This is a genomic window from Nonomuraea sp. NPDC049378 (assembly GCF_055586745.1).
Genome location: NZ_JBVJHP010000026.1, coordinates 14,742 through 32,028 on the forward strand (window position 1 = coordinate 14,742; position 17,287 = coordinate 32,028).

18 protein-coding genes are annotated in these 17,287 nt (G+C 71.4%); 14 read left to right on the forward strand and 4 right to left on the reverse strand.

Going from position 1 to position 17,287, the window contains the following annotated elements; all coding sequences use genetic code 11:
• The first annotated feature begins 69 nt into the window (after window positions 1–69).
• The 3 genes from ACZ6SA_RS41170 (at window position 70) to ACZ6SA_RS41180 (ending at window position 2,956) form a co-directional block, all read left to right on the forward strand.
• A complete protein-coding gene (locus ACZ6SA_RS41170) occupies window positions 70–780 on the forward strand; it encodes a lysophospholipid acyltransferase family protein (protein WP_347645304.1) in 711 nt (236 codons plus the stop codon).
• A 4-nt stretch (window positions 781–784) separates the two neighbouring features.
• On the forward strand, window positions 785–1,795 hold the full coding sequence (locus ACZ6SA_RS41175) for an NAD(P)H-dependent glycerol-3-phosphate dehydrogenase (RefSeq protein ID WP_347645302.1): 1,011 nt from the start codon (window positions 785–787) through the stop codon (window positions 1,793–1,795).
• A 66-nt stretch (window positions 1,796–1,861) separates the two neighbouring features.
• Window positions 1,862–2,956, forward strand: a complete 1,095-nt coding sequence (locus ACZ6SA_RS41180) for a D-alanine--D-alanine ligase family protein (RefSeq protein ID WP_465834401.1) — start codon at window positions 1,862–1,864, stop codon at window positions 2,954–2,956.
• A 12-nt stretch (window positions 2,957–2,968) separates the two neighbouring features.
• On the opposite strand, the gene ACZ6SA_RS41185 is transcribed toward ACZ6SA_RS41180, so the two are convergent.
• Together ACZ6SA_RS41185 and ACZ6SA_RS41190 are read right to left on the reverse strand one after the other, a co-directional pair.
• Window positions 2,969–3,391, reverse strand: a complete 423-nt coding sequence (locus ACZ6SA_RS41185; RefSeq protein WP_347645298.1) for a DUF3515 family protein — start codon at window positions 3,389–3,391, stop codon at window positions 2,969–2,971.
• 13 nt (window positions 3,392–3,404) lie between these two features.
• Window positions 3,405–3,638 carry an Lrp/AsnC family transcriptional regulator gene (locus ACZ6SA_RS41190; protein ID WP_132503568.1) on the reverse strand — a complete coding sequence of 78 codons (234 nt, stop codon included), beginning with the start codon at window positions 3,636–3,638 and terminating at the stop codon, window positions 3,405–3,407.
• A gap of 68 nt (window positions 3,639–3,706) precedes the next feature.
• Here ACZ6SA_RS41190 and ACZ6SA_RS41195 point away from each other — a divergent pair, with 68 nt between their 5' ends.
• The 3 genes from ACZ6SA_RS41195 (at window position 3,707) to thiD (ending at window position 7,397) form a co-directional block, all read left to right on the forward strand.
• Window positions 3,707–4,654 (forward strand): thiamine-phosphate kinase, encoded by a 948-nt coding sequence (locus tag ACZ6SA_RS41195; protein WP_465834514.1) that lies wholly within the window; start codon window positions 3,707–3,709, stop codon window positions 4,652–4,654.
• Window positions 4,655–4,923: 269 nt separating this feature from the next.
• Window positions 4,924–6,552: a hypothetical protein gene (locus ACZ6SA_RS41200; protein ID WP_465834404.1), complete on the forward strand. Its 1,629-nt coding sequence runs from the start codon at window positions 4,924–4,926 to the stop codon at window positions 6,550–6,552.
• 17 nt (window positions 6,553–6,569) lie between these two features.
• A complete protein-coding gene (gene thiD, locus ACZ6SA_RS41205; RefSeq protein WP_347645294.1) occupies window positions 6,570–7,397 on the forward strand; it encodes a bifunctional hydroxymethylpyrimidine kinase/phosphomethylpyrimidine kinase in 828 nt (275 codons plus the stop codon).
• Between the two features lie 323 nt (window positions 7,398–7,720).
• On the opposite strand, the gene rpmB is transcribed toward thiD, so the two are convergent.
• Window positions 7,721–7,906 carry a 50S ribosomal protein L28 gene (rpmB, locus tag ACZ6SA_RS41210; protein WP_043618345.1) on the reverse strand — a complete coding sequence of 62 codons (186 nt, stop codon included), beginning with the start codon at window positions 7,904–7,906 and terminating at the stop codon, window positions 7,721–7,723.
• 198 nt (window positions 7,907–8,104) lie between these two features.
• On the opposite strand from rpmB, the gene ACZ6SA_RS41215 reads away from it, so the two are divergent.
• The 8 genes from ACZ6SA_RS41215 (at window position 8,105) to mutM (ending at window position 16,040) form a co-directional block, all read left to right on the forward strand.
• Window positions 8,105–9,652: a DAK2 domain-containing protein gene (locus ACZ6SA_RS41215; RefSeq protein ID WP_465834407.1), complete on the forward strand. Its 1,548-nt coding sequence runs from the start codon at window positions 8,105–8,107 to the stop codon at window positions 9,650–9,652.
• Window positions 9,653–9,768: 116 nt separating this feature from the next.
• Window positions 9,769–11,943 carry an ATP-dependent DNA helicase RecG gene (gene recG, locus ACZ6SA_RS41220; RefSeq protein WP_465834409.1) on the forward strand — a complete coding sequence of 725 codons (2,175 nt, stop codon included), beginning with the start codon at window positions 9,769–9,771 and terminating at the stop codon, window positions 11,941–11,943.
• Between the two features lie 287 nt (window positions 11,944–12,230).
• Window positions 12,231–12,797 carry a 16S rRNA (guanine(966)-N(2))-methyltransferase RsmD gene (gene rsmD, locus ACZ6SA_RS41225; protein WP_347645289.1) on the forward strand — a complete coding sequence of 189 codons (567 nt, stop codon included), beginning with the start codon at window positions 12,231–12,233 and terminating at the stop codon, window positions 12,795–12,797.
• Between the two features lie 26 nt (window positions 12,798–12,823).
• The gene (coaD, locus tag ACZ6SA_RS41230; RefSeq protein ID WP_347618539.1) at window positions 12,824–13,300 is read left to right on the forward strand and encodes a pantetheine-phosphate adenylyltransferase; all 477 of its coding nucleotides are present in this window, start codon (window positions 12,824–12,826) and stop codon (window positions 13,298–13,300) included.
• Between the two features lie 120 nt (window positions 13,301–13,420).
• Complete coding sequence (locus ACZ6SA_RS41235; protein ID WP_465834412.1) at window positions 13,421–13,990, forward strand: YceD family protein; 570 nt, start codon at window positions 13,421–13,423, stop codon at window positions 13,988–13,990.
• 1 nt (window position 13,991) lies between these two features.
• Window positions 13,992–14,171, forward strand: a complete 180-nt coding sequence (gene rpmF / locus ACZ6SA_RS41240) for a 50S ribosomal protein L32 (protein ID WP_033409409.1) — start codon at window positions 13,992–13,994, stop codon at window positions 14,169–14,171.
• Window positions 14,172–14,375: 204 nt separating this feature from the next.
• On the forward strand, window positions 14,376–15,095 hold the full coding sequence (gene rnc / locus ACZ6SA_RS41245; RefSeq protein WP_132628102.1) for a ribonuclease III: 720 nt from the start codon (window positions 14,376–14,378) through the stop codon (window positions 15,093–15,095).
• 60 nt (window positions 15,096–15,155) lie between these two features.
• Window positions 15,156–16,040, forward strand: coding sequence for a bifunctional DNA-formamidopyrimidine glycosylase/DNA-(apurinic or apyrimidinic site) lyase (gene mutM, locus ACZ6SA_RS41250; protein ID WP_465834516.1), 885 nt, complete (start codon window positions 15,156–15,158; stop codon window positions 16,038–16,040).
• Here mutM and ACZ6SA_RS41255 read toward each other — a convergent pair.
• The gene (locus ACZ6SA_RS41255; protein WP_465834415.1) at window positions 15,949–17,199 is read right to left on the reverse strand and encodes an MFS transporter; all 1,251 of its coding nucleotides are present in this window, start codon (window positions 17,197–17,199) and stop codon (window positions 15,949–15,951) included. The two genes, mutM and ACZ6SA_RS41255, sit on opposite strands and share 92 nt — an antisense overlap.
• Window positions 17,200–17,287 lie beyond the last annotated feature (88 nt).

A 17,287-nucleotide genomic window follows, 5' to 3' on the forward strand; every position in this document is an offset into this window, starting at 1 on the left:
CCCCACCTCGACATCCCGAGCAGCCAGCAGGGAGACTTGGGGCGCATCCCGCAGGTGTTGGAGGAGACCATGAGCCGCCCCACGCGACCGTCGCGTTTCTGGGAAACCCTGGCCGTAGTCGTGGTGAAACCGCTCTCCCGGCTCCTGGTCAGGAAGGACTGGCGCGGCGGGGAGCGCATTCCCCGCACCGGCGGCGTGATCATCGCGACCAACCATCTCTCCTGGGCCGACCCTGTTCTGCTGTCGCACTTCCTCTACAACAACGGGCGCTGGCCGGTAATCCTCGCCAAGTCCGCGCTGTTCAGAGTGCCGTTCCTGGGCCGGGCCGTGGCGGCGCTGCTGGCCATCCCGGTCGACCGCGGCAGCAACGAGGCGGCCAGATCGTTGCAGGTCTCGGCCGAGCGGCTCGCCGACGGGTGCGCGATCATGTTCTACCCGGAGGGCACCTGCACGCGCGACCCCGGCCTGTGGCCCATGGTGGGCAAGACGGGTGCCGCCCGGCTGGCGTTGCAGAGCGGCGCGCCCGTCATCCCGGTCGCCCACTGGGGCGCGCATGAGCTGCTCCCCTACGGGGAGAAGAAGCCCAGGCTGTTCCCGCGCAAGACGTTCCGCGTGAGCGTGGGTCCGCCGGTCGATCTGTCGAAGTACGCGGGCCGGCCACCGCACGCGGCCGTGCTGCGCGAGGCGACGGCCGACATCATGGCGGCGATCACCGTGCAGCTCGCGGAGCTGCGTGGCGAGAAGGCGCCGGAAACCCCCTACGATCCCGCCGGACGGTGATGGCATGACAAAGGTGGCCGTTTTCGGCACGGGCTCGTGGGGCACGACGTTCGCCATGATTCTGGCGGAGGCCGGCAACGAGGTCACGCTGTGGGGGCGCAGGCAAGAGCTGGTCGAGGCGATCGACCGTGATCACGGCAACCCCGACTATCTGCCGGGCATCGAGTTGCCGGCCACGCTGCGCGCCACGACCGACGCCGCGCGGGCCCTCGACGGGGCCGACTTCGTGGTGCTGGCCGTGCCGTCGCAGCAGTTGCGGCCCAATCTGGCCCGCTGGCGCGAGCACCTCCCGCCCCGTGCGGTGCTGGTCAGCCTGATGAAGGGCATCGAGCTGGGCACGACCAAGCGGATGAGCGAGGTGATCCGTGAGGTCGCCGAGGTGCCGGAAGAGCGCGTCGCGGTCATCTCCGGGCCCAACCTGGCCAAGGAGATCGCCATGCGCCAGCCCGCCGCCACCGTCGTCGCATGCGCCGACGAGTCCGTCGCCGCCCGTCTCCAGTCGGCCTGCCACCTGCCGCCTTGGTTCCGCCCGTACACCAATCCCGACGTCGTCGGCGTGGAGCTGGGCGGCGCGGTGAAGAACGTGATCGCGCTGGCCGTCGGCGTCTCGGCGGGCATGGGCATGGGCGACAACGTCAGCGCCATGCTCATCACCAGAGGGCTGGCGGAGATCTCCCGGCTGGGTGCGGCGCTCGGCGCCGACGCGCACACGTTCGCGGGGCTGGCCGGGATGGGTGATCTCGTGGCCACGTGCACGTCGCCGCTGTCGCGTAACCGTACGTTCGGCGAGAACCTCGGCAGGGGCATGACGCTCGACGAGGTCGTCGCCGCCACCAAGCAGACGGCGGAGGGCGTGAAGTCCTGCGAGTCCGTGCTGGAGCTGGCCAGGAAGCACGACGTGGAGATGCCGATCACCGAGGTCGTCGTCGGAGTGGTGCACGACGGCATGTCGCCGGCGGAGGCGGGCATGTTGCTGATGTCGCGCTCGCCCAAACCCGAGCGTTACGGCGTATAAGAGAAAGGCCTGATTGCGGCGTGCTCAGCTCGCTGTGACAGGGACACCCCGGTAGATTCGGACACCATGAGCAAGCCACGCGTCGCCGTCGTTTTCGGAGGTCGCAATTCTGAGCACGCCGTGTCCCTGATGGGCGCGGGCAGCGTTCTGGAAGCGATCGACAGGAGCAAATATGAGGTGATCCCCATCGGGATCGCCCAGGACGGCAGGTGGGTGCTGGCCACGTCCGACCAGCGGTTCGCCATCGAGTCGGGCGAGCTTCCGGTCGTCGACGGCGCGGGCGCGGCGCTGGCGCTGCCGTCGGGTGGCAACGCGCTGGTGGCCTACGATCCGGGCAGCATCCCCGTGGAGCTCGGCTCGGTCGACGTGGTGTTCCCGGTGATGCACGGGCCGTTCGCGGAGGACGGCACGATCCAGGGCCTGCTGGAGATGGCCGGTGTGCGTTACGTCGGCTCGGGCGTGCTGGCCAGCGCCGTCGGCATGGACAAGGCTCACATGAAGACCGTGATGGCCGCCGCGGGGCTGCCCGTCGGCCGTCACGTCGTCGTCCGCGACCGCGACTGGCGGCTCGACCGGGAGCGCGTGGTCAAGGAGGCCGAGGCGCTCGGTTTCCCGGTGTTCGTCAAGCCCGCGAGGGCCGGTTCCTCGCAGGGCATCTCCAAGGCGTCCGACCGGTCCCAGCTGGAGGCGGCGGTGGAGGCCGCCAGGCAGCACGACCCCAAGGTGCTCATCGAGGCCGCCATCGCCGGCCGCGAGATCGAGTGCGCGGTGCTGGAGTCGCCCGGTGACGAGCCGGCCGCCGCGTCGATCCCCGGCGAGGTCAGGGTCGAGGGCGGGCAGGAGTTCTTCGACTTCGAGGCGAAATACTATCCCGACCAGATGTCGCTGACCGTGCCCGCCGACATCCCGGCCGAGACGGCCGAGGAGCTTCGGGCGATGGCCGTGCGCGCGTTCGAGGCGCTCGACTGCGAAGGGCTCGCGCGGGCCGACTTCTTCTACACGCCCGAGGGCGGGCTCGTCTTCAACGAGATCAACACCATGCCGGGGTTCACGTCGTTGTCGGTGGCGCCGCAGCTCTGGGCCGCCTCGGGCCTGTCCTACCCGGCGCTGGTCGACCGGCTCATCCAGCTCGCGCTGGCCCGGCCGGCAGGGCTTCGCTGAACGATCGCGCGGTCAGCGGGCCGACGTCCTGGCTATCGGTTTCGACAGGTCCGCGAGCACCTCGGCCGGCACGTGCTCGCCTCCGACGGTGACCTCGACGTACGCGGTGTCGGTCACCGCGGTGAACAACGTGGGCCTTTCCGGATCGGCGAACCAGCCCACGCCGCCGATCTCCTGGAGCTGGTCGGTGGGCGCCATCCTTGCCGGGCGGCCCACCCCGCAGCGCAGCGCGATGGTTCCTTCCCCCCACACGGCGACGTACGGTGACTCAGGCGTGGACGTGCCGCGCTCGTCACCGTCGAGGGTCTCGGGCAGCAGCCCGGCCAGCTTGTCGCACGCGGCCACCGCTTCCCCCCGCGGCGTGGGCGGATCGACCTGCACCGTGCCGCACCCGGCGAGCGTCAGCAGAACGAGCAGGACGGCGGCGGCACGCATGCGACGACTGCCTTCAGATGTGGACGATCGGACACGTCAGGGTACGAGTGATCCCTTCCACCGCCTGAATCTGCGCGACGACGAGCTTGCCCAGCTCGTCGACGTTGTTGGCCTCGGCGCGCACGATCACGTCGTAGGGCCCTGTCACGTCTTCCGCCTGAGTGACCCCGGGAATGCCGGAAATCTCGTGGGCCACGGCGGCGGCCTTGCCTACCTCGGTCTGAATAAGGATGTAGGCCTGCACCATTACGTCCTCCCGGGCGATTGGATCACGCCGATGGGTAACCGTACCCTGTGTGCGTCAGGAGGTGCGTCATCACAGTCGGAGATCTCGGCGAATTCGGTGTGGTAAATCGTATTACCGCACGCCTTCCCCAGGGTGCGGCGGTGATGGTGGGGCCGGGTGACGACGCCGCCGTGGTGGCCGCGCCCGACAGGCGTGTCGCGGTCTCGACCGACCTGCTGCTGGAGGGCCGGCACTTCCGCCGCGACTGGTCCGGCGGCTATGACGTGGGCCGCAAGGCCGCGGCCCAGAACCTCGCCGACGTGGCGGCCATGGGCGCTGTCCCCACCTCGATCGTGGTGGGGCTCGGCATCCCCGCCGACCTGCCCCTGGCCTGGCTCGACGAGCTGACCGACGGGTTCCGCGACGAGTGCGCCGTGGTCGGCGCCAGCGTGGCCGGAGGTGACGTCACCCGGTGTGACCAGGTCGTCATCGGGGTGACCGCGCTGGGCGATCTGCAGGGGCGCGCTCCCGTGCTCCGCTCGGGGGCCAGGCCCGGGCACGTGGTGGCGGTGACGGGCCGGCTCGGGTACGCGGCCGCCGGATGGGCGCTGCTGGAGGAGGGCCTGCCGGCCGGCTCCGCGGCCTTGGAGGAGGTCGTGGCGGCGCACCGCAGGCCGTCACCTCCGTACGCGATGGGGCCGCGGGCGGCCGAGCTGGGTGCCGGCGCGATGCTCGACGTCAGTGACGGGCTGCTGCAGGACCTCGGCCATGTCGCCGAGGCCAGCGGGGTGCGGATCGAGCTCGATCCGCAGGCGTTCGCCGTGGCGGAGCCCGTCGCGGTGGCGGCGAAGGAGATGGGGGCCGATCCGCTGGAGTGGGTGCTCACGGGCGGTGAGGATCACGCGCTCGCGGCGGTCTTCCCCCCAGAGGTACGCCTGCCGGAGTCGTGGCAGGTCGTGGGCCGCGTGGTCGAAGGCGCCGGCGTCGTGGTGCATGGCCGGAAGGTCGGGCGACGAGGCTGGGATCACTTTGAGTGACTACTTGTCCCGATTTGCGTGAAAGTTTCCGGATTTAGGCCGTGACTAACGGGATTGTTGTGACAGCGGCGTAGTGAAGGTGTTATGAAGATTGGCGGCCACTGTAACCGGGAGAAAGGGCAGCCATGGGCCGCCACGGCACAGGTGGATCCGAAGACGGGGACGAACGGGGGAACGGCAGCGCATTCTGGGGTCCTGACGAGGAGGTCGACCAGCCAGGCTGGCCTTCCCTGCCGGACCAACCCGAGGTGACGGGCCAGTGGGCTCCCATGCCACGGCGTACGGACGCACCGCCGCCGCGCACGCCGCAGTCCGAGCCGTTCGAGACCACCGGAGCCTTCGCGCTGCCCGCCGACGCCGCCAGCGGATTCCCACCGGCCACCGGCTCCAGGAGCCCGTTCCAGCCACCTCAGGGACAGGGGATCGAGGAGGCCGGGCCGATGGAGACGACGGGCGCGTTCGCCCGCCCGTCCGAGTGGGGCCCGCCCGCCGACCGGCCCTTCAACGGACCTGGCGCAGGACCTGGAAGCGATCCCGCCGACCAGACGGCCGTGTTCGGCGGCCACCCCGGCATGCCGGCTCCGGGAGCCCCAGGGTCGGGCCACGCGAGCGCCTTCAGCCGTCCCGCGGACGGCGGGCAGTTCGGCGACCAGGCCCACCAGCCGTTCGGCGGCCCTGCGAACCCGCCCGGCCCGTTCGGCGCCTCCGGGGGTCCTTCTGATCCGTTCGCGCCGGACGACAGGTCCGGGCCGTTCGGGGGCCAGGACGACCGGACCGCGTTCTTCGACGGGGCCGCGGATCGCTCCGGGCTCTCCGGCGAGCCCGATGACCGCACCGCCAGATTCGACGCGCCCTCCGGCCCTGCCCCGAGCAGCGGCCCGCCCGAGCCCGGCGACGTCAAGGTGGCCGGAGCGCCGACCGCCGCGCAGGCGCCGGCCTGGGCCAACACGGAGACAGGCTTCCTGGGCTCCGGCTGGTCGGCCGACTCCGGCCCCGCCGGGCCCGAGGAGCCCCGCGACCGTCGCGGCCGCCGCAAGGGCCGCCGCGACGACGAGCTGCTCTCCGGCGCCTCGTCGAGCGGCGGCAAGGGCCGGGTCGCGCTGCTGTCCGTCGCCGCCGTGGCCGTCGTGCTCGGCGGCACCGTGGCGGGCGTCAAGTTCATGAGCACCTCCGGCGGCACGGACAAGTGCGCGGACACCACGTGCGCGGCCGTGCAGGGCGCCACCAACCGGCCGGGACCGGAGGTCTCCCAGCCTCCCGTCGAGGAGACCGAGCCGGAAGAGGAGCCCTCGGAGGAGCCGGTGGAGGACACCGGACCGGCAGAGACCCCGACGCCCACCGTCACGTACCAAGCCCGCCCGCGCCACACCGAGCAGGCCAAGCCGACGCCCACCAAGACCAGGGTGAAGAAGTCGAAGGAGCCGGCCAAGGAGCCCCCGCAGGAGCCGGTGCAGGAGCCGGACGATGAGAGCGTTCCTCAGGACACGCCACTCGACGAGCCCTCCTCCGTGGACGCCGACATCGGCGCCGCGCCGACCACCACCAGCGCCCCCGATCCCACGGACGACGAGGGATCCTTCGGTTCGCCGCCCGCCGGCACGGGCTCGGTGAACGTCCAGCAGACCATCAGACAGCGGATGACCACGTATGCGGTCAACCTGCGCCTGTCCAACACCTCGGCGGGGACGCTGCGGAACCCCACGGTCTCGGTCCCGGTCGAGGGCAGGGTCGTGGACGTCCGGGGCGCCGACTGGACGCAGGACGGTGACCTGCTGATCCTCGACCTGTCGGCCCAGCTGCCTGTCGGTGCCACGGCCGAGGTGTCGTTCACCGCGACGGGCAGGGGCGCGCCGGCGGCCAACTGCGGGATGGTCAGCGGGGAGTGCGTCGTCAGCTGAGTGGTTGGATAGGGGACATGACGGAGCGATCCCCGCAAAACGCCCCTTCCACGGCGGTTTCCACCCCGCCACGCGTGCTGACCGTCGCCGGCTCCGACTCCGGGGGCGGCGCGGGCATCCAGGCCGACCTGAAGACCATGATGGCGATGGGCGCTCACGGCATGAGCGTCATCGCCGCCGTGACCGCCCAGAACTCGCTGGGCGTCCAGGGCTACTGGGAGCTGCCGCCCGAGGCCGTACGCGCGCAACTCGACTCGGTGCTCGGCGACATCGGCGCGCAGGCGGTGAAGACCGGCATGCTCGCCTCGCCTGTGCTGGTCGAGACGGTGGCCGACGCGCTCGGCCCGTACGACGCGCCGCTGGTCGTGGACCCCGTCGGAGTGTCGAAGCACGGCAACTCGCTGCTCGCTCCCGAAGCGATCGAGACGATGCGGACGCGCCTGCTGCCCGTGGCCACCGTGGTGACGCCGAACCTGTGGGAGGTGGAGCAGCTCACCTCGGTCAAGGTCGATGACGAGGACGGCCTGCGCAGGGCCGCCGACGCCGTCCTGGAACTGGGGCCCGCGTGGGCGCTGATCAAGGGCGGCCACCTGCCCGGGGCCCCGGTCGACCTGCTCACCGACGGCACGGAAGAGTTCCGCTTCGCCGCCGAACGCCTCGACAACCGCCACACCCACGGCACGGGCTGCACGCTCGCCTCGGCCATCGCCTCCCGCCTGGCGATGGGCGACGACATGCCGTCGGCGGTGGGCAGGGCGAAGGAGTACGTGACGGGAGCGATCGCCAGAGGTTTCCCCCTCGGCGGCGGCATCGGCCCCGTCGACCACGCCTGGCGCTGGCGCTGACCGTCTCCTCCGTGAACCACGGCGCGGGAGAACCGTCCACGTGGGTGCTGAGCCGCTCTCCTGTCGCCGGGCCGGCGTGAGGCGACCGAGGGACCGCCCGCGCCCCGCACCGGCTCTCCTGGGCTGTCGTGTCCCGCACTGGGCTCCTCCTGGCGCGCGGTCGTCCCGGGCCTTCCCAGGGCCCGCAGAGCCCTGCTCCCAGAGGTTCCTCCGCCCCAGGCGGGGCACTTCGGAGGTGAGGGAGAGCCCCGGTCACAGGGGGGTGGGATGACGAAAGCCCGCCGGTTCCCTCAGGAACGGACGGGCTTCGTGAAAAGCGCGGACTAGCGGGTGACCTTGCCCGCCTTGATGCACGAGGTGCACACGTTCAGCTTTTTCGGCGTGCCGCCGACGACCGCGCGGACCGTCTGGATGTTGGGGTTCCAACGACGGCGGGTGCGGCGGTGGGAGTGTGACACGTTGTTGCCGAACGTCGGCCCCTTGCGGCAGACATCGCAGACGGAAGCCACGGTATCGCTCCTTAAAACAGTCGATGTAGCCCTGTCCGCGGATGAATTCCGGGCGGAGGGCATGCCGGGACAACCGGCCAGCCAGACGAGAATATCCGATCCACCCCGATGGGCGCGAACCAGAGCACTGGACCAGGTCCGATGCGGCGATATTCTCCTCGCACAACCGTAGCGCATCGGGGAGGTCGGAGGGCCGGCATGAAGATCCTCGACCCGCCCGCGGTGCGCCGCTGGGCCCGGCTGGCCGCCGACGCGCTCGGCCAGGCCAGGACGGAGATCGACGCGCTCAACGTGTTCCCCGTCGCCGACGGTGACACCGGCACCAACCTGCACCTGACCATGTTGTCGGCGGCCGAGGCCGTCGAGTCGCTGCCCGACGACGTGGACGCGGCCGTGGTGTGGCAGACCCTCTCGTACGGCGCCCTCGTCGGCGCGCGCGGCAACTCAGGGGTGATCGTCAGCCAGGCGCTGCGCGGGCTCGCCGAGGTGCTGAAGGAGGGTCCCGACCTGCGCGCCGGGCTGCTCAGGGCCGCCACCCTCGCCAGAGAGGCCGTGGCCAGGCCGGTCGAGGGCACGGTGCTGAGCGTGCTGGAGTCCGCCGCCAGGGCCGTCCAGGACACCGAGGCCGGCGACCTGGGCGCGGTGGCGCGGCAGGCGGCGGAGGAGGCCAGGGTCGCGCTGCGCCGGACGACCGGCCAGCTCGACGTGCTGGCCCGCAGCGGCGTCGTGGACGCCGGCGGCGCCGGCGCGGCGATCGTGCTCGAGACGCTCGCCTCCGTGATCACGGGTTCGTCCACCGGCCACTACGACGTTCCCGCGCCGACCGCGCGGGTGGCGCCCATGGCGGAGGTGGGGGCGGGGTACGAGGTGATGTACCTGCTGGACGCCCCCGACCGCGCGGTGCGGGCGCTGCGCGAGGAGCTCGACGCCATGGGCGACTCGCTGGTCGTGGTCGGCGGCGAGGGGCTCTGGAACGTGCACGTGCACGTGGCCGAGGCGGGCCCCGCGGTCGAGGCAGGGCTGCGCGCGGGCAGGCCGCACCGGATCAGGATCACCTACCTGGCCGAACGCACCCACCGCGGCGGCGCCGGCAGGGGCGTGGTGGCGGTGGCCGCGGGAGACGGGATCGCGGCGCTGTTCGAGGAGTGCGGCGCGGTCGTGGTGCGGCGCGCCCCCGGCGCCAGGCCCACGCTGCCCGCCGTGCTCGCCGCGATCAGGCAGGCGGGTGGCGAGGTGGCCGTCCTGCCGAACGACGAGGGGGTCAGGGCGGTCGCCGCCGCGGCGGCGGAGATCGCCCGCGAGGACGGCGTCACGGTCAGCGTGCTGCCCACGGAGGCCACCGTGCAGGGGCTGGCGGCGCTGGCCGTACACGATCCGCTGCGCCGTTTCGACGACGACGTGGTCGCGATGACCGACGCGGCGGGCCACACGCGGCGCGGGCACGTGACGGTGGCCGACAGGGAGGCGTTCACCAGCGCGGGGGTGTGCCGCCCCGGTGACGTGCTCGGCCTGATCGACGGGGACGTCGCCGTGATCGGCGACACGGTCGACCACGTGGCCACCACGGTCGTCGACCGGATGGTGGCGGGCGGCGGCGAGCTGGTGACCCTGGTCACGGGCGCGCAGGCGCCCGCCGGGCTCGCCGGCCGCGTCGAGGACCATCTCAGGCGTACGCGCCCCGATGTCGACCTCGTCGTGTACGACGGCGAGCAGGGCGGCTACCCGCTCCTCATCGGCGTGGAATGACGGCGAGCGCCGAGCCGCGCCTTCCGTGCGGGATTCCCCGTGAAGGCGGCCAGGATCGGCACGCGGGCGGCGGGGGAGGGGATTCCTGTCGGCCTCAGGCGGTAGAACTAAGTGCCGTGAGCCGTTTCGACGAGCCTCTGACGAAGGCCCTCGACCCGAAGACCGCCAAGCTGCTGCACAGCGTGCTCGGCCTGGAGACGGTCGGCGACCTGCTGCGCCACTATCCGCGCCGCTATGCCGAGCGCGGCGAGCTGACCTCGCTCGACGCGCTGGCGGTCGACGAGCACGTCACGGTGGTCGGCGAGGTGACCAGGCTGATGCGCAAGCCCATGCGCAACCGGGGCGGCACCTGGCTGGAGGTCGAGATCGTCGACGGCAACGGCAACCGGCTCTACCTGTCGTTCTTCGGCAAGGGCTCCCACGTGGCCGAGTCGCGGCTCAAGCCGGGGCGGCGCGGGATGTTCGCCGGCAAGGTGGGGTTGTTCGGCGCGCGGGCCAAGCCGCGCTGGCAGCTCGCTCATCCGGAGTTCGAGTTGTTCGAGGAGGGAGAGGCGAGCGCGGAGGAGTTCGCGGCGGCGCCGGTGCCGATCTACCCGGCGGGCAAGGACGTGACGCCGTGGGCGATCAGGCGCGCGGTCGGCGTCGTGCTCGACACGCTGGGCCCGCTCGAAGATCCGCTGCCGGCCGAGCTGCGGGCCCGCCACGGCCTGCAGGACCTGGGCGAGGCGCTCGTGGCCATCCACCGGCCGAAAGACTTCGCCGAGGTCGGCAGGGCGCGCAAGAGGCTGAAGTTCGACGAGGCGTTCGTGCTGCAGGCGGTGCTGCTCCAGCGGCGGCAGGCGGCCACCGCCTGGCCCGCCAGGCCGAGGCCCAGGCGGTCCGGCGGCATGCTGGACGACTTCGACGCGCGGCTGCCGTTCGCGCTGACCGAGGGCCAGGCGAAGGTCGGCGAGGAGATCGCCGCCGACCTCGCGCTGGAGCATCCGATGCACCGGCTCCTGCAGGGCGAGGTCGGGGCGGGCAAGACGGTGGTGGCGCTGCGCGCGATGCTCCAGGTGGTCGACGCGGGCGGCCAGGCGGCGCTGCTGGCGCCGACCGAGGTGCTCGCCCAGCAGCACCACCGCTCGATCACCACCATGCTGGGCGACCTGGCGCAGGGAGGCATGTTCGGGGGCACATCCGTCACCCTGCTGACCGGCTCGATGGGCGCCGCCGGCCGCCGATCGGCCCTGCTCGACGCCGCCTCCGGCACGGCGGGCATCGTCGTCGGCACGCATGCTCTGCTGCAGGAGCACGTCCAGTTCGCCGACCTCGGGCTGGTCGTGGTCGACGAGCAGCACCGGTTCGGGGTGGAGCAGCGCGACGCGCTGCGCGAGAAGGCCGGCGGGACGCGCCCGCACGTCCTGGTGATGACGGCCACGCCGATCCCGCGCACGGTCGCGATGACGGTCTTCGGCGACCTGGAGGTCTCGACGTTGTCCCAGCTCCCGTCGGGTCGTGCCCCCATCACCACCCACGTCGTCCCGGCAGCCGAGAAGCCCCACTACCTCGAACGCACCTGGCAGCGGGTCAGGGAGGAGGTCGGGCTGGGGCGGCAGGCCTACATCGTGTGCCCCCGCATCGGCGACCTGGAGGGCGACGAGGGCGATTTGGCGACCCCCGCCGACGAGGAGCGGCGCCCGCCGCTCGCGGTGCTCGACGTGGCCCAGCTCCTGTCCGAGGGGCCCTTCCACGACCTGCGGGTCGGCACGCTGCACGGCAAGCTGCCTCCGGAGGAGAAGGACGCGCTCATGCGCGCCTTCACGCGGGGCGAGCTCGACGTCCTGGTGGCCACCACGGTCATCGAGGTCGGGGTCGACGTGCCCAACTCCTCCGTCATGATCATCATGGACGCCGACCGCTTCGGCGTCTCCCAGCTCCACCAGCTGCGCGGTCGGGTCGGCCGGGGCGGCCTGCCCGGCCTGTGCCTGCTGGTCTCCGACTTCCCCGAGGGCACCCCGGCCCGCGCCCGCCTCGACGCGGTGGCTGCGACGCTCGACGGGTTCGAGCTGTCACGGGTCGACCTGGAGCAGCGGCGGGAGGGCGACGTCCTGGGCGCGGCGCAGTCGGGCAAGCGCTCCTCGCTGAAGCTGCTGCAACTCCTGCGCGACGAGGACGTCATCGCCACGGCCAGGGAGGAGGCCGGCGCGCTGCTGGCCCGCGATCCCGAGCTCGCGTCCCACGAGGGTCTGCGCGCGGAGATCGAACGGCTGCTGGCCGACGAGCGTGCGGAATACCTGGAGAAGACCTGAGGCGGGCAGGGCGGCCGCCGATCAAAACGATCATGTAAAAGGCCCAGCCGCGGGGACGGCCTCCCCCCGAATGCCGTCCCCGGCTGGGCCCACCCTCGGGTCAGGTGCCGAGGGAACCGGCGTGCGGAAGGGCTCACGATCACGCCGGTCGGCCTTCATGTGGGTCACCTTGAAGGCCGCAGAACTCATCATGCGGGCCGATCCTCCCGATGTGAATCACCCTTGCGTAGTCGAGGCAGACACTTGTGCATCCTTGACCTGCGCGAACATACGGAACAATGGGTCACATGACGCGGATCATCGCAGGCATCGCGGGTGGCAGGCGCCTGGCCGTGCCGCCGGGGCGCGGGACGAGACCGACCAGTGACAGGGCGCGAGAAGGGATCCTCTTGACGCTCGACTCCCTGCACGGGATCCGCGACGCCCGGGTGATCGACCTCTACGCCGGTTCGGGCGCGGTCGGGCTGGAGGCGCTGTCCAGGGGTGCGGCCGCGGCCCTGCTGGTCGAGTCCGATGCCAGGGCCGTCAGGACGATCAGGGCCAACGTCGATTCGCTCGGCCTCGACGGCGCCCGCGTGGTGGCCGACAAGGTGACGCGGGTGCTCGGGAAGGCGCCTGACGAGCCGTACGACATCGTGTTCGCCGACCCGCCCTACGCCACGACCGACGGCGAGGTGGAGCGGGTTCTGGAGTTGCTGCGCGACAACGGCTGGCTGGCTGGAGAGGCGTTGGTGGCGTTCGAGCGGGAAAGCAGGGGAAAGGCCCTTATGTGGCCGGAAGGCTACGTTGAGGAGAGGGTCCGTCGATATGGTGAAGCGTCCGTTTGGTACGGTCGCGCCGCCGGGAACCCGTAGACCTGCCCGTAAACCTGGGAGGCGTCTTGCGCCGCGTAGTCTGCCCGGGGTCGTTCGACCCCATCACCAATGGCCACCTCGACATCATCGGCCGGTCCGCGCGGCTGTACGACGAGGTGACCGTGGCCGTTCTCATCAATGTCGAGAAGAGCAGCCTGTTCACGGTCGACGAACGGATCGACATCCTGCAGACCGTGACCAAGGAATATCCGAACGTCAAAGTCGAGAAGTTCCATGGCCTGCTGGTCGACTTCTGCAGGCAGCACGACATCCCCGCCATCGTCAAGGGCATCAGGGTGGTCAGCGACTTCGACTACGAGCTGCAGATGGCGCAGCTGAACTACCGCCTGTCGGGGGTCGAGACGCTGTTCATGCCGACCAACCCCGAATACTCGTTCCTCTCCTCCAGCCGGGTGAAGGAGATCGCCCGATACGGCGGCGACGTGTCGGGCCTCGTGCCGGATCTGGTGCACAAGCTGCTCATCGAGCGCCTCAGAAGCTAGCGCCCGAGCGTTGAGGGAACGGGCGCGGCGCGATGCGGTCGGGGGGTATGCGGGGGGCATGCCCCCCGCAGGGCTGCTATTCTTTCTTTTCGGCCTTGTACGACGGCGACGGTTTTCGCCATGCCTAGCGAGAGCAGGATGACTCAGCACCTCGACCCCCGCTCCCCTTGGGTGATCTCCACTCATGACCTGGGAAAGCGGCCGGGCACGATGAGGCAGATGACCCTGTCGCTCCCGGCACCGGCAGATCTCGGCGTCGACATGATCGGTGTCCCCAAGGACGCCGAAGTCGAGCTGGATCTCCGGCTCGAGGCAGTGATGGAAGGCGTGCTCGTCTCAGGCACGGCGCAGGCCCCGCTGGCCGGGGAGTGCGCGCGGTGCCTCGACCCTGTCACCTCGGATGTCGAGGTCAACTTGCAGGAGCTGTTCTTCTACTCCGACGAGGACGCCTCGGAGGAGGATTCGCTGCTCGACGGGGAGCTGCTCGACCTCGAGCCGACCTTCCGCGACGCGGTGGTGCTCGCACTTCCGTTGAGCCCGGTGTGCAGGGATGACTGCGAAGGGCTCTGCGCGGAGTGCGGGATCAAGCTGGCCGAGGCCGGCGCGGGTCACCGGCACGAGAAGATCGACGCCCGCTGGGCGTCGTTGCAGGGTCTGATTTCCGAGAACGATAACGATCAGGAGAAGTGACGTGGCCGTCCCGAAGCGAAAGATGTCGCGGAGCAACACCCGCGCCCGTCGCTCCCAGTGGAAGACGACTGCTGTCGCCCTGGTGAGCTGCCCGCAGTGCCGTTCGCCGAAGCAGCCGCACATCGCGTGCCCCACCTGCGGCACCTACAACCGTCGTCAGGTCATCGAGCCGTCCGCCTGATTGACGTGATGCCGGCCGGGTGCCATTGTGCCTCGGTCGGCGTTACCGTTTCGGATGCGTGCGGCGGCGGTTCGCCCGCGGCCGTGGTGGACGCCGGGGCTACGCGTTACCCCGACGCCCACCACGTTTTCGGGCATCTTCCGCAGCCGGCGCGCCGTGTGAAGATGTCCGAGGAGGAAGCACGTGGGCGCAGGTCCTAAGCCGGTGGCCGTGGAGGTCGCCAGAGACGAGTTGGAGCGGGTCCTGGCGGTCGCCCTGGATCCCGCGATCCTCGAGCGGGCGCTGACGCACCGCTCCTACGCGTACGAGAACGGTGGCCTGCCCACCAACGAGCGCCTGGAGTTCCTGGGCGACTCGGTGCTGGGCCTGGTGGTCACCGACACTCTCTACCGCAACCATCCCGATCTGCCCGAGGGCCAGCTGGCGAAGCTGCGCGCCGCGGTGGTCAACATGCGGGCGCTGGCCGACGTGGCCCGCGGGCTCGGGCTGGGCCGGTTCCTGCGGCTCGGCAGGGGCGAGGAGGGCACCGGCGGGCGCGACAAGTCGTCCATCCTGGCCGACACGCTCGAGGCGCTCATCGGCGCGGTCTATGTCGACAAGGGTCTCGACGAGGCGTTCCGGGTGGTGCACCTGCTGTTCGACCCGCTGATCGTGCGCTCGGCGTCGCTGGGCGCGGGGCTCGACTGGAAGACCTCCCTGCAGGAGCTGACCGCCTCCGAGGCGCTCGGCGTGCCCGAATACCATGTCGAGGAGAGCGGCCCCGACCACGCCAAGTCGTTCACGGCGATGGTGCGGGTCGGCGGCGAGTCCTACGGCTCGGGCACCGGGCGCAGCAAGAAGGAGGCCGAGCAGCAGGCGGCCGAGGCGGCGTGGACCCGCATCAGGGCTCGCAGGGAGCAGCGGGAGAGCCAGCCCGCGAGCTGAGTGTCCGCGTCCGGGGTTTCCACAAGGTGAGAGTTCGGCGTCCAGAGGGCGAGGTGCGTGTTGCCCGAGCTGCCCGAGGTCGAGGTCGTCAGGCGCGGCCTCGCGCAATGGGTCATCGGCCGTGAGATCGCCTCGGCGGAGGTGCTGCACCCCCGCGCGATCAGGCGTCACATGCCCGGCCCCGACGAGTTCACCGCGCGGCTGAAGGGCCGCACGCTGCTGTCGGCCGAGCGCCGCGGCAAATATCTGTGGTTGCCGCTGTCGGGCGCCGAGGAGGCGCTCATGGCCCACCTGGGGATGAGCGGCCAGTTGCTGGTGGTCGACGGTGACGCGCCGCCGGAGAAACACCTCAGAGTACGCCTCCGCTTCGAGGACGGCGGCCCCGACCTGCGCTTCGTCGACCAGCGTACGTTCGGCCACATCATGCTCACCGCCCTGGTCGGCGGCGTGCCCGAGCCGATCGCCCACATCGCGCCCGACCCGTTCGAGTCGGCGTTCGACGAGGAGGAGTTCACCCGCAGGCTCAGGGCCAAACGCACCGAGATCAAGCGGGCCCTGCTCGACCAGTCGCTGATCAGCGGCGTCGGCAACATCTACGCCGACGAGGCTCTGTGGATCGCCCGGCTCCACTGGGCCCGTCCCACGCAGACGCTCACCAGGCCCAAGATCGCCGAGCTGCTGGCCGCGGTCCGCGCGGTGATGGCCGCCGCCCTCCAGCAGGGCGGCACGTCGTTCGACAGCCTCTACGTCGACGTCAACGGCGACAGCGGCTACTTCGAGCGTTCTCTGGAGGTCTACGGCCGGCGCGACCTGCCGTGCTCGCGCTGCGGCGCCCCGATCCGGCGCGAGGCGTTCATGAACCGGTCGTCCTATTCCTGCCCCAGATGCCAGCGACGACCGCGCCCAGAGCGGCCAGGCCCGCCGCCAGTCCCATCACCGCGCTGATCGAGACGCCGTCGACCACCCGGCCGCCGGCGAGCGCGCCGAGCGCGATGGAGACGTTGAAGGCGCTGACGAACAGCGCCGTGCCGAGCTCGCCGCCGCCCTCCCGCATGATCCACAGCTGGAGGGCGACGCCCACGCCGCCGTAGCCGAGGCCCCACACCACGAGCAAGGCCAGGGGCAGCCCGATCACCGGCAGCGCCGCCGTGGCCAGGGCCATGAGCGCGGCCAGCGCGATCAGCACCGGCCTGGGGTTCCTGGCGGCCAGCGCACCCGAGGCGAAGTTGCCCGCCACGCCGGCGGCGCCGTACACGAGGAGCGCGGTGCTGATGAGGGCGGGGCCGGCGTGCGAGACCTGCTCCAGGAACGGCCGGACGTAGGTGTAGGCCGCGAAGTGGCCGGACACGAGGAGGACGGTCAGCACGAGCACGAGCCTGAGCGGCCGTGAGAGCCACGCCGCCCGCCTGCCGGGCCGGCGGGCGGCCTCGGTGCCCCCCGCGGCGTCCCGCGCCGGTGTGGAGCCGTTCTGGGCGGTTTCGCGGTCGTTCCGCGGCCGGGCGGGCGTGGGCGGCGGGTCGCCGGGCAGCGGCGGCAGGGTGGCGGCGAGCACGGCGAGCAGGACCAGCGCCACCACCCCCATGGCGATGAACGCGCTCCGCCACCCCGCGAACGACGACACGAACGTGGCCGCCGGCACCCCCAGCACCGACGCCACCGACACCCCGGACAAGATGATCGACGTGGCCCGTCCGACCGACCGGCCGGGCACGAGCCGGGGCGCCAGCCCGGCCGCGAACGCCCAGAAACCGCCGATGCTCACCCCGGTCAGCACCCGGGCGGCCATCATGACGACGTGGCTCTGGGCGAACGCGCCCGCCAGGTTGGCCACCGCCAGCAACGCCATCAGCCCCAGCAGCGTGACCCGCCGGTCGACCCGGCGGGTGGTCACCGCCAGCAGGGGTGCGGCGACCGCCGCGACCAGCCCTGGGGCCGTCATCATCAGCCCGGCCGTGCCGTCGGAGACCCGGAGGTCGGAGGCGATCGCGGTCAGCAGCCCGACGGGCAGCATCTCGCTGGTCACGATGGTGAAGGTGCCGACCGCGACCGAGGTCACGGCGAGCCATCGCGCCTGGGTGGAGGCGCGTACATCGGTCATTGTCATGTCGCTCAGCCTTCTGGCGTCCGCGGGCGGGAACAATGGCGAAGGCCGAAAGCTTGGTTTAGGCAGGCTAAGCGATCGGTGGAGGTGG

Bases quoted from the DNA above. Each gene is read 5' to 3' on its own strand.
- ACZ6SA_RS41170 (WP_347645304.1), top strand. From the start codon at position 70: ATGAGCCGCCCCACGCGACCGTCGCGTTTCTGGGAAACCCTGGCCGTA.
- ACZ6SA_RS41175 (WP_347645302.1), top strand. From the start codon at position 785: ATGACAAAGGTGGCCGTTTTCGGCACGGGCTCGTGGGGCACGACGTTC.
- ACZ6SA_RS41180 (WP_465834401.1), top strand. From the start codon at position 1,862: ATGAGCAAGCCACGCGTCGCCGTCGTTTTCGGAGGTCGCAATTCTGAG.
- ACZ6SA_RS41185 (WP_347645298.1), bottom strand. From the start codon at position 3,391: ATGCGTGCCGCCGCCGTCCTGCTCGTTCTGCTGACGCTCGCCGGGTGC.
- ACZ6SA_RS41190 (WP_132503568.1), bottom strand. From the start codon at position 3,638: ATGGTGCAGGCCTACATCCTTATTCAGACCGAGGTAGGCAAGGCCGCC.
- ACZ6SA_RS41200 (WP_465834404.1), top strand. From the start codon at position 4,924: ATGCCACGGCGTACGGACGCACCGCCGCCGCGCACGCCGCAGTCCGAG.
- thiD (WP_347645294.1), top strand. From the start codon at position 6,570: ATGACGGAGCGATCCCCGCAAAACGCCCCTTCCACGGCGGTTTCCACC.
- ACZ6SA_RS41215 (WP_465834407.1), top strand. From the start codon at position 8,105: ATGAAGATCCTCGACCCGCCCGCGGTGCGCCGCTGGGCCCGGCTGGCC.
- rsmD (WP_347645289.1), top strand. From the start codon at position 12,231: ATGACGCGGATCATCGCAGGCATCGCGGGTGGCAGGCGCCTGGCCGTG.
- ACZ6SA_RS41235 (WP_465834412.1), top strand. From the start codon at position 13,421: ATGCCTAGCGAGAGCAGGATGACTCAGCACCTCGACCCCCGCTCCCCT.
- ACZ6SA_RS41255 (WP_465834415.1), bottom strand. From the start codon at position 17,199: ATGACAATGACCGATGTACGCGCCTCCACCCAGGCGCGATGGCTCGCC.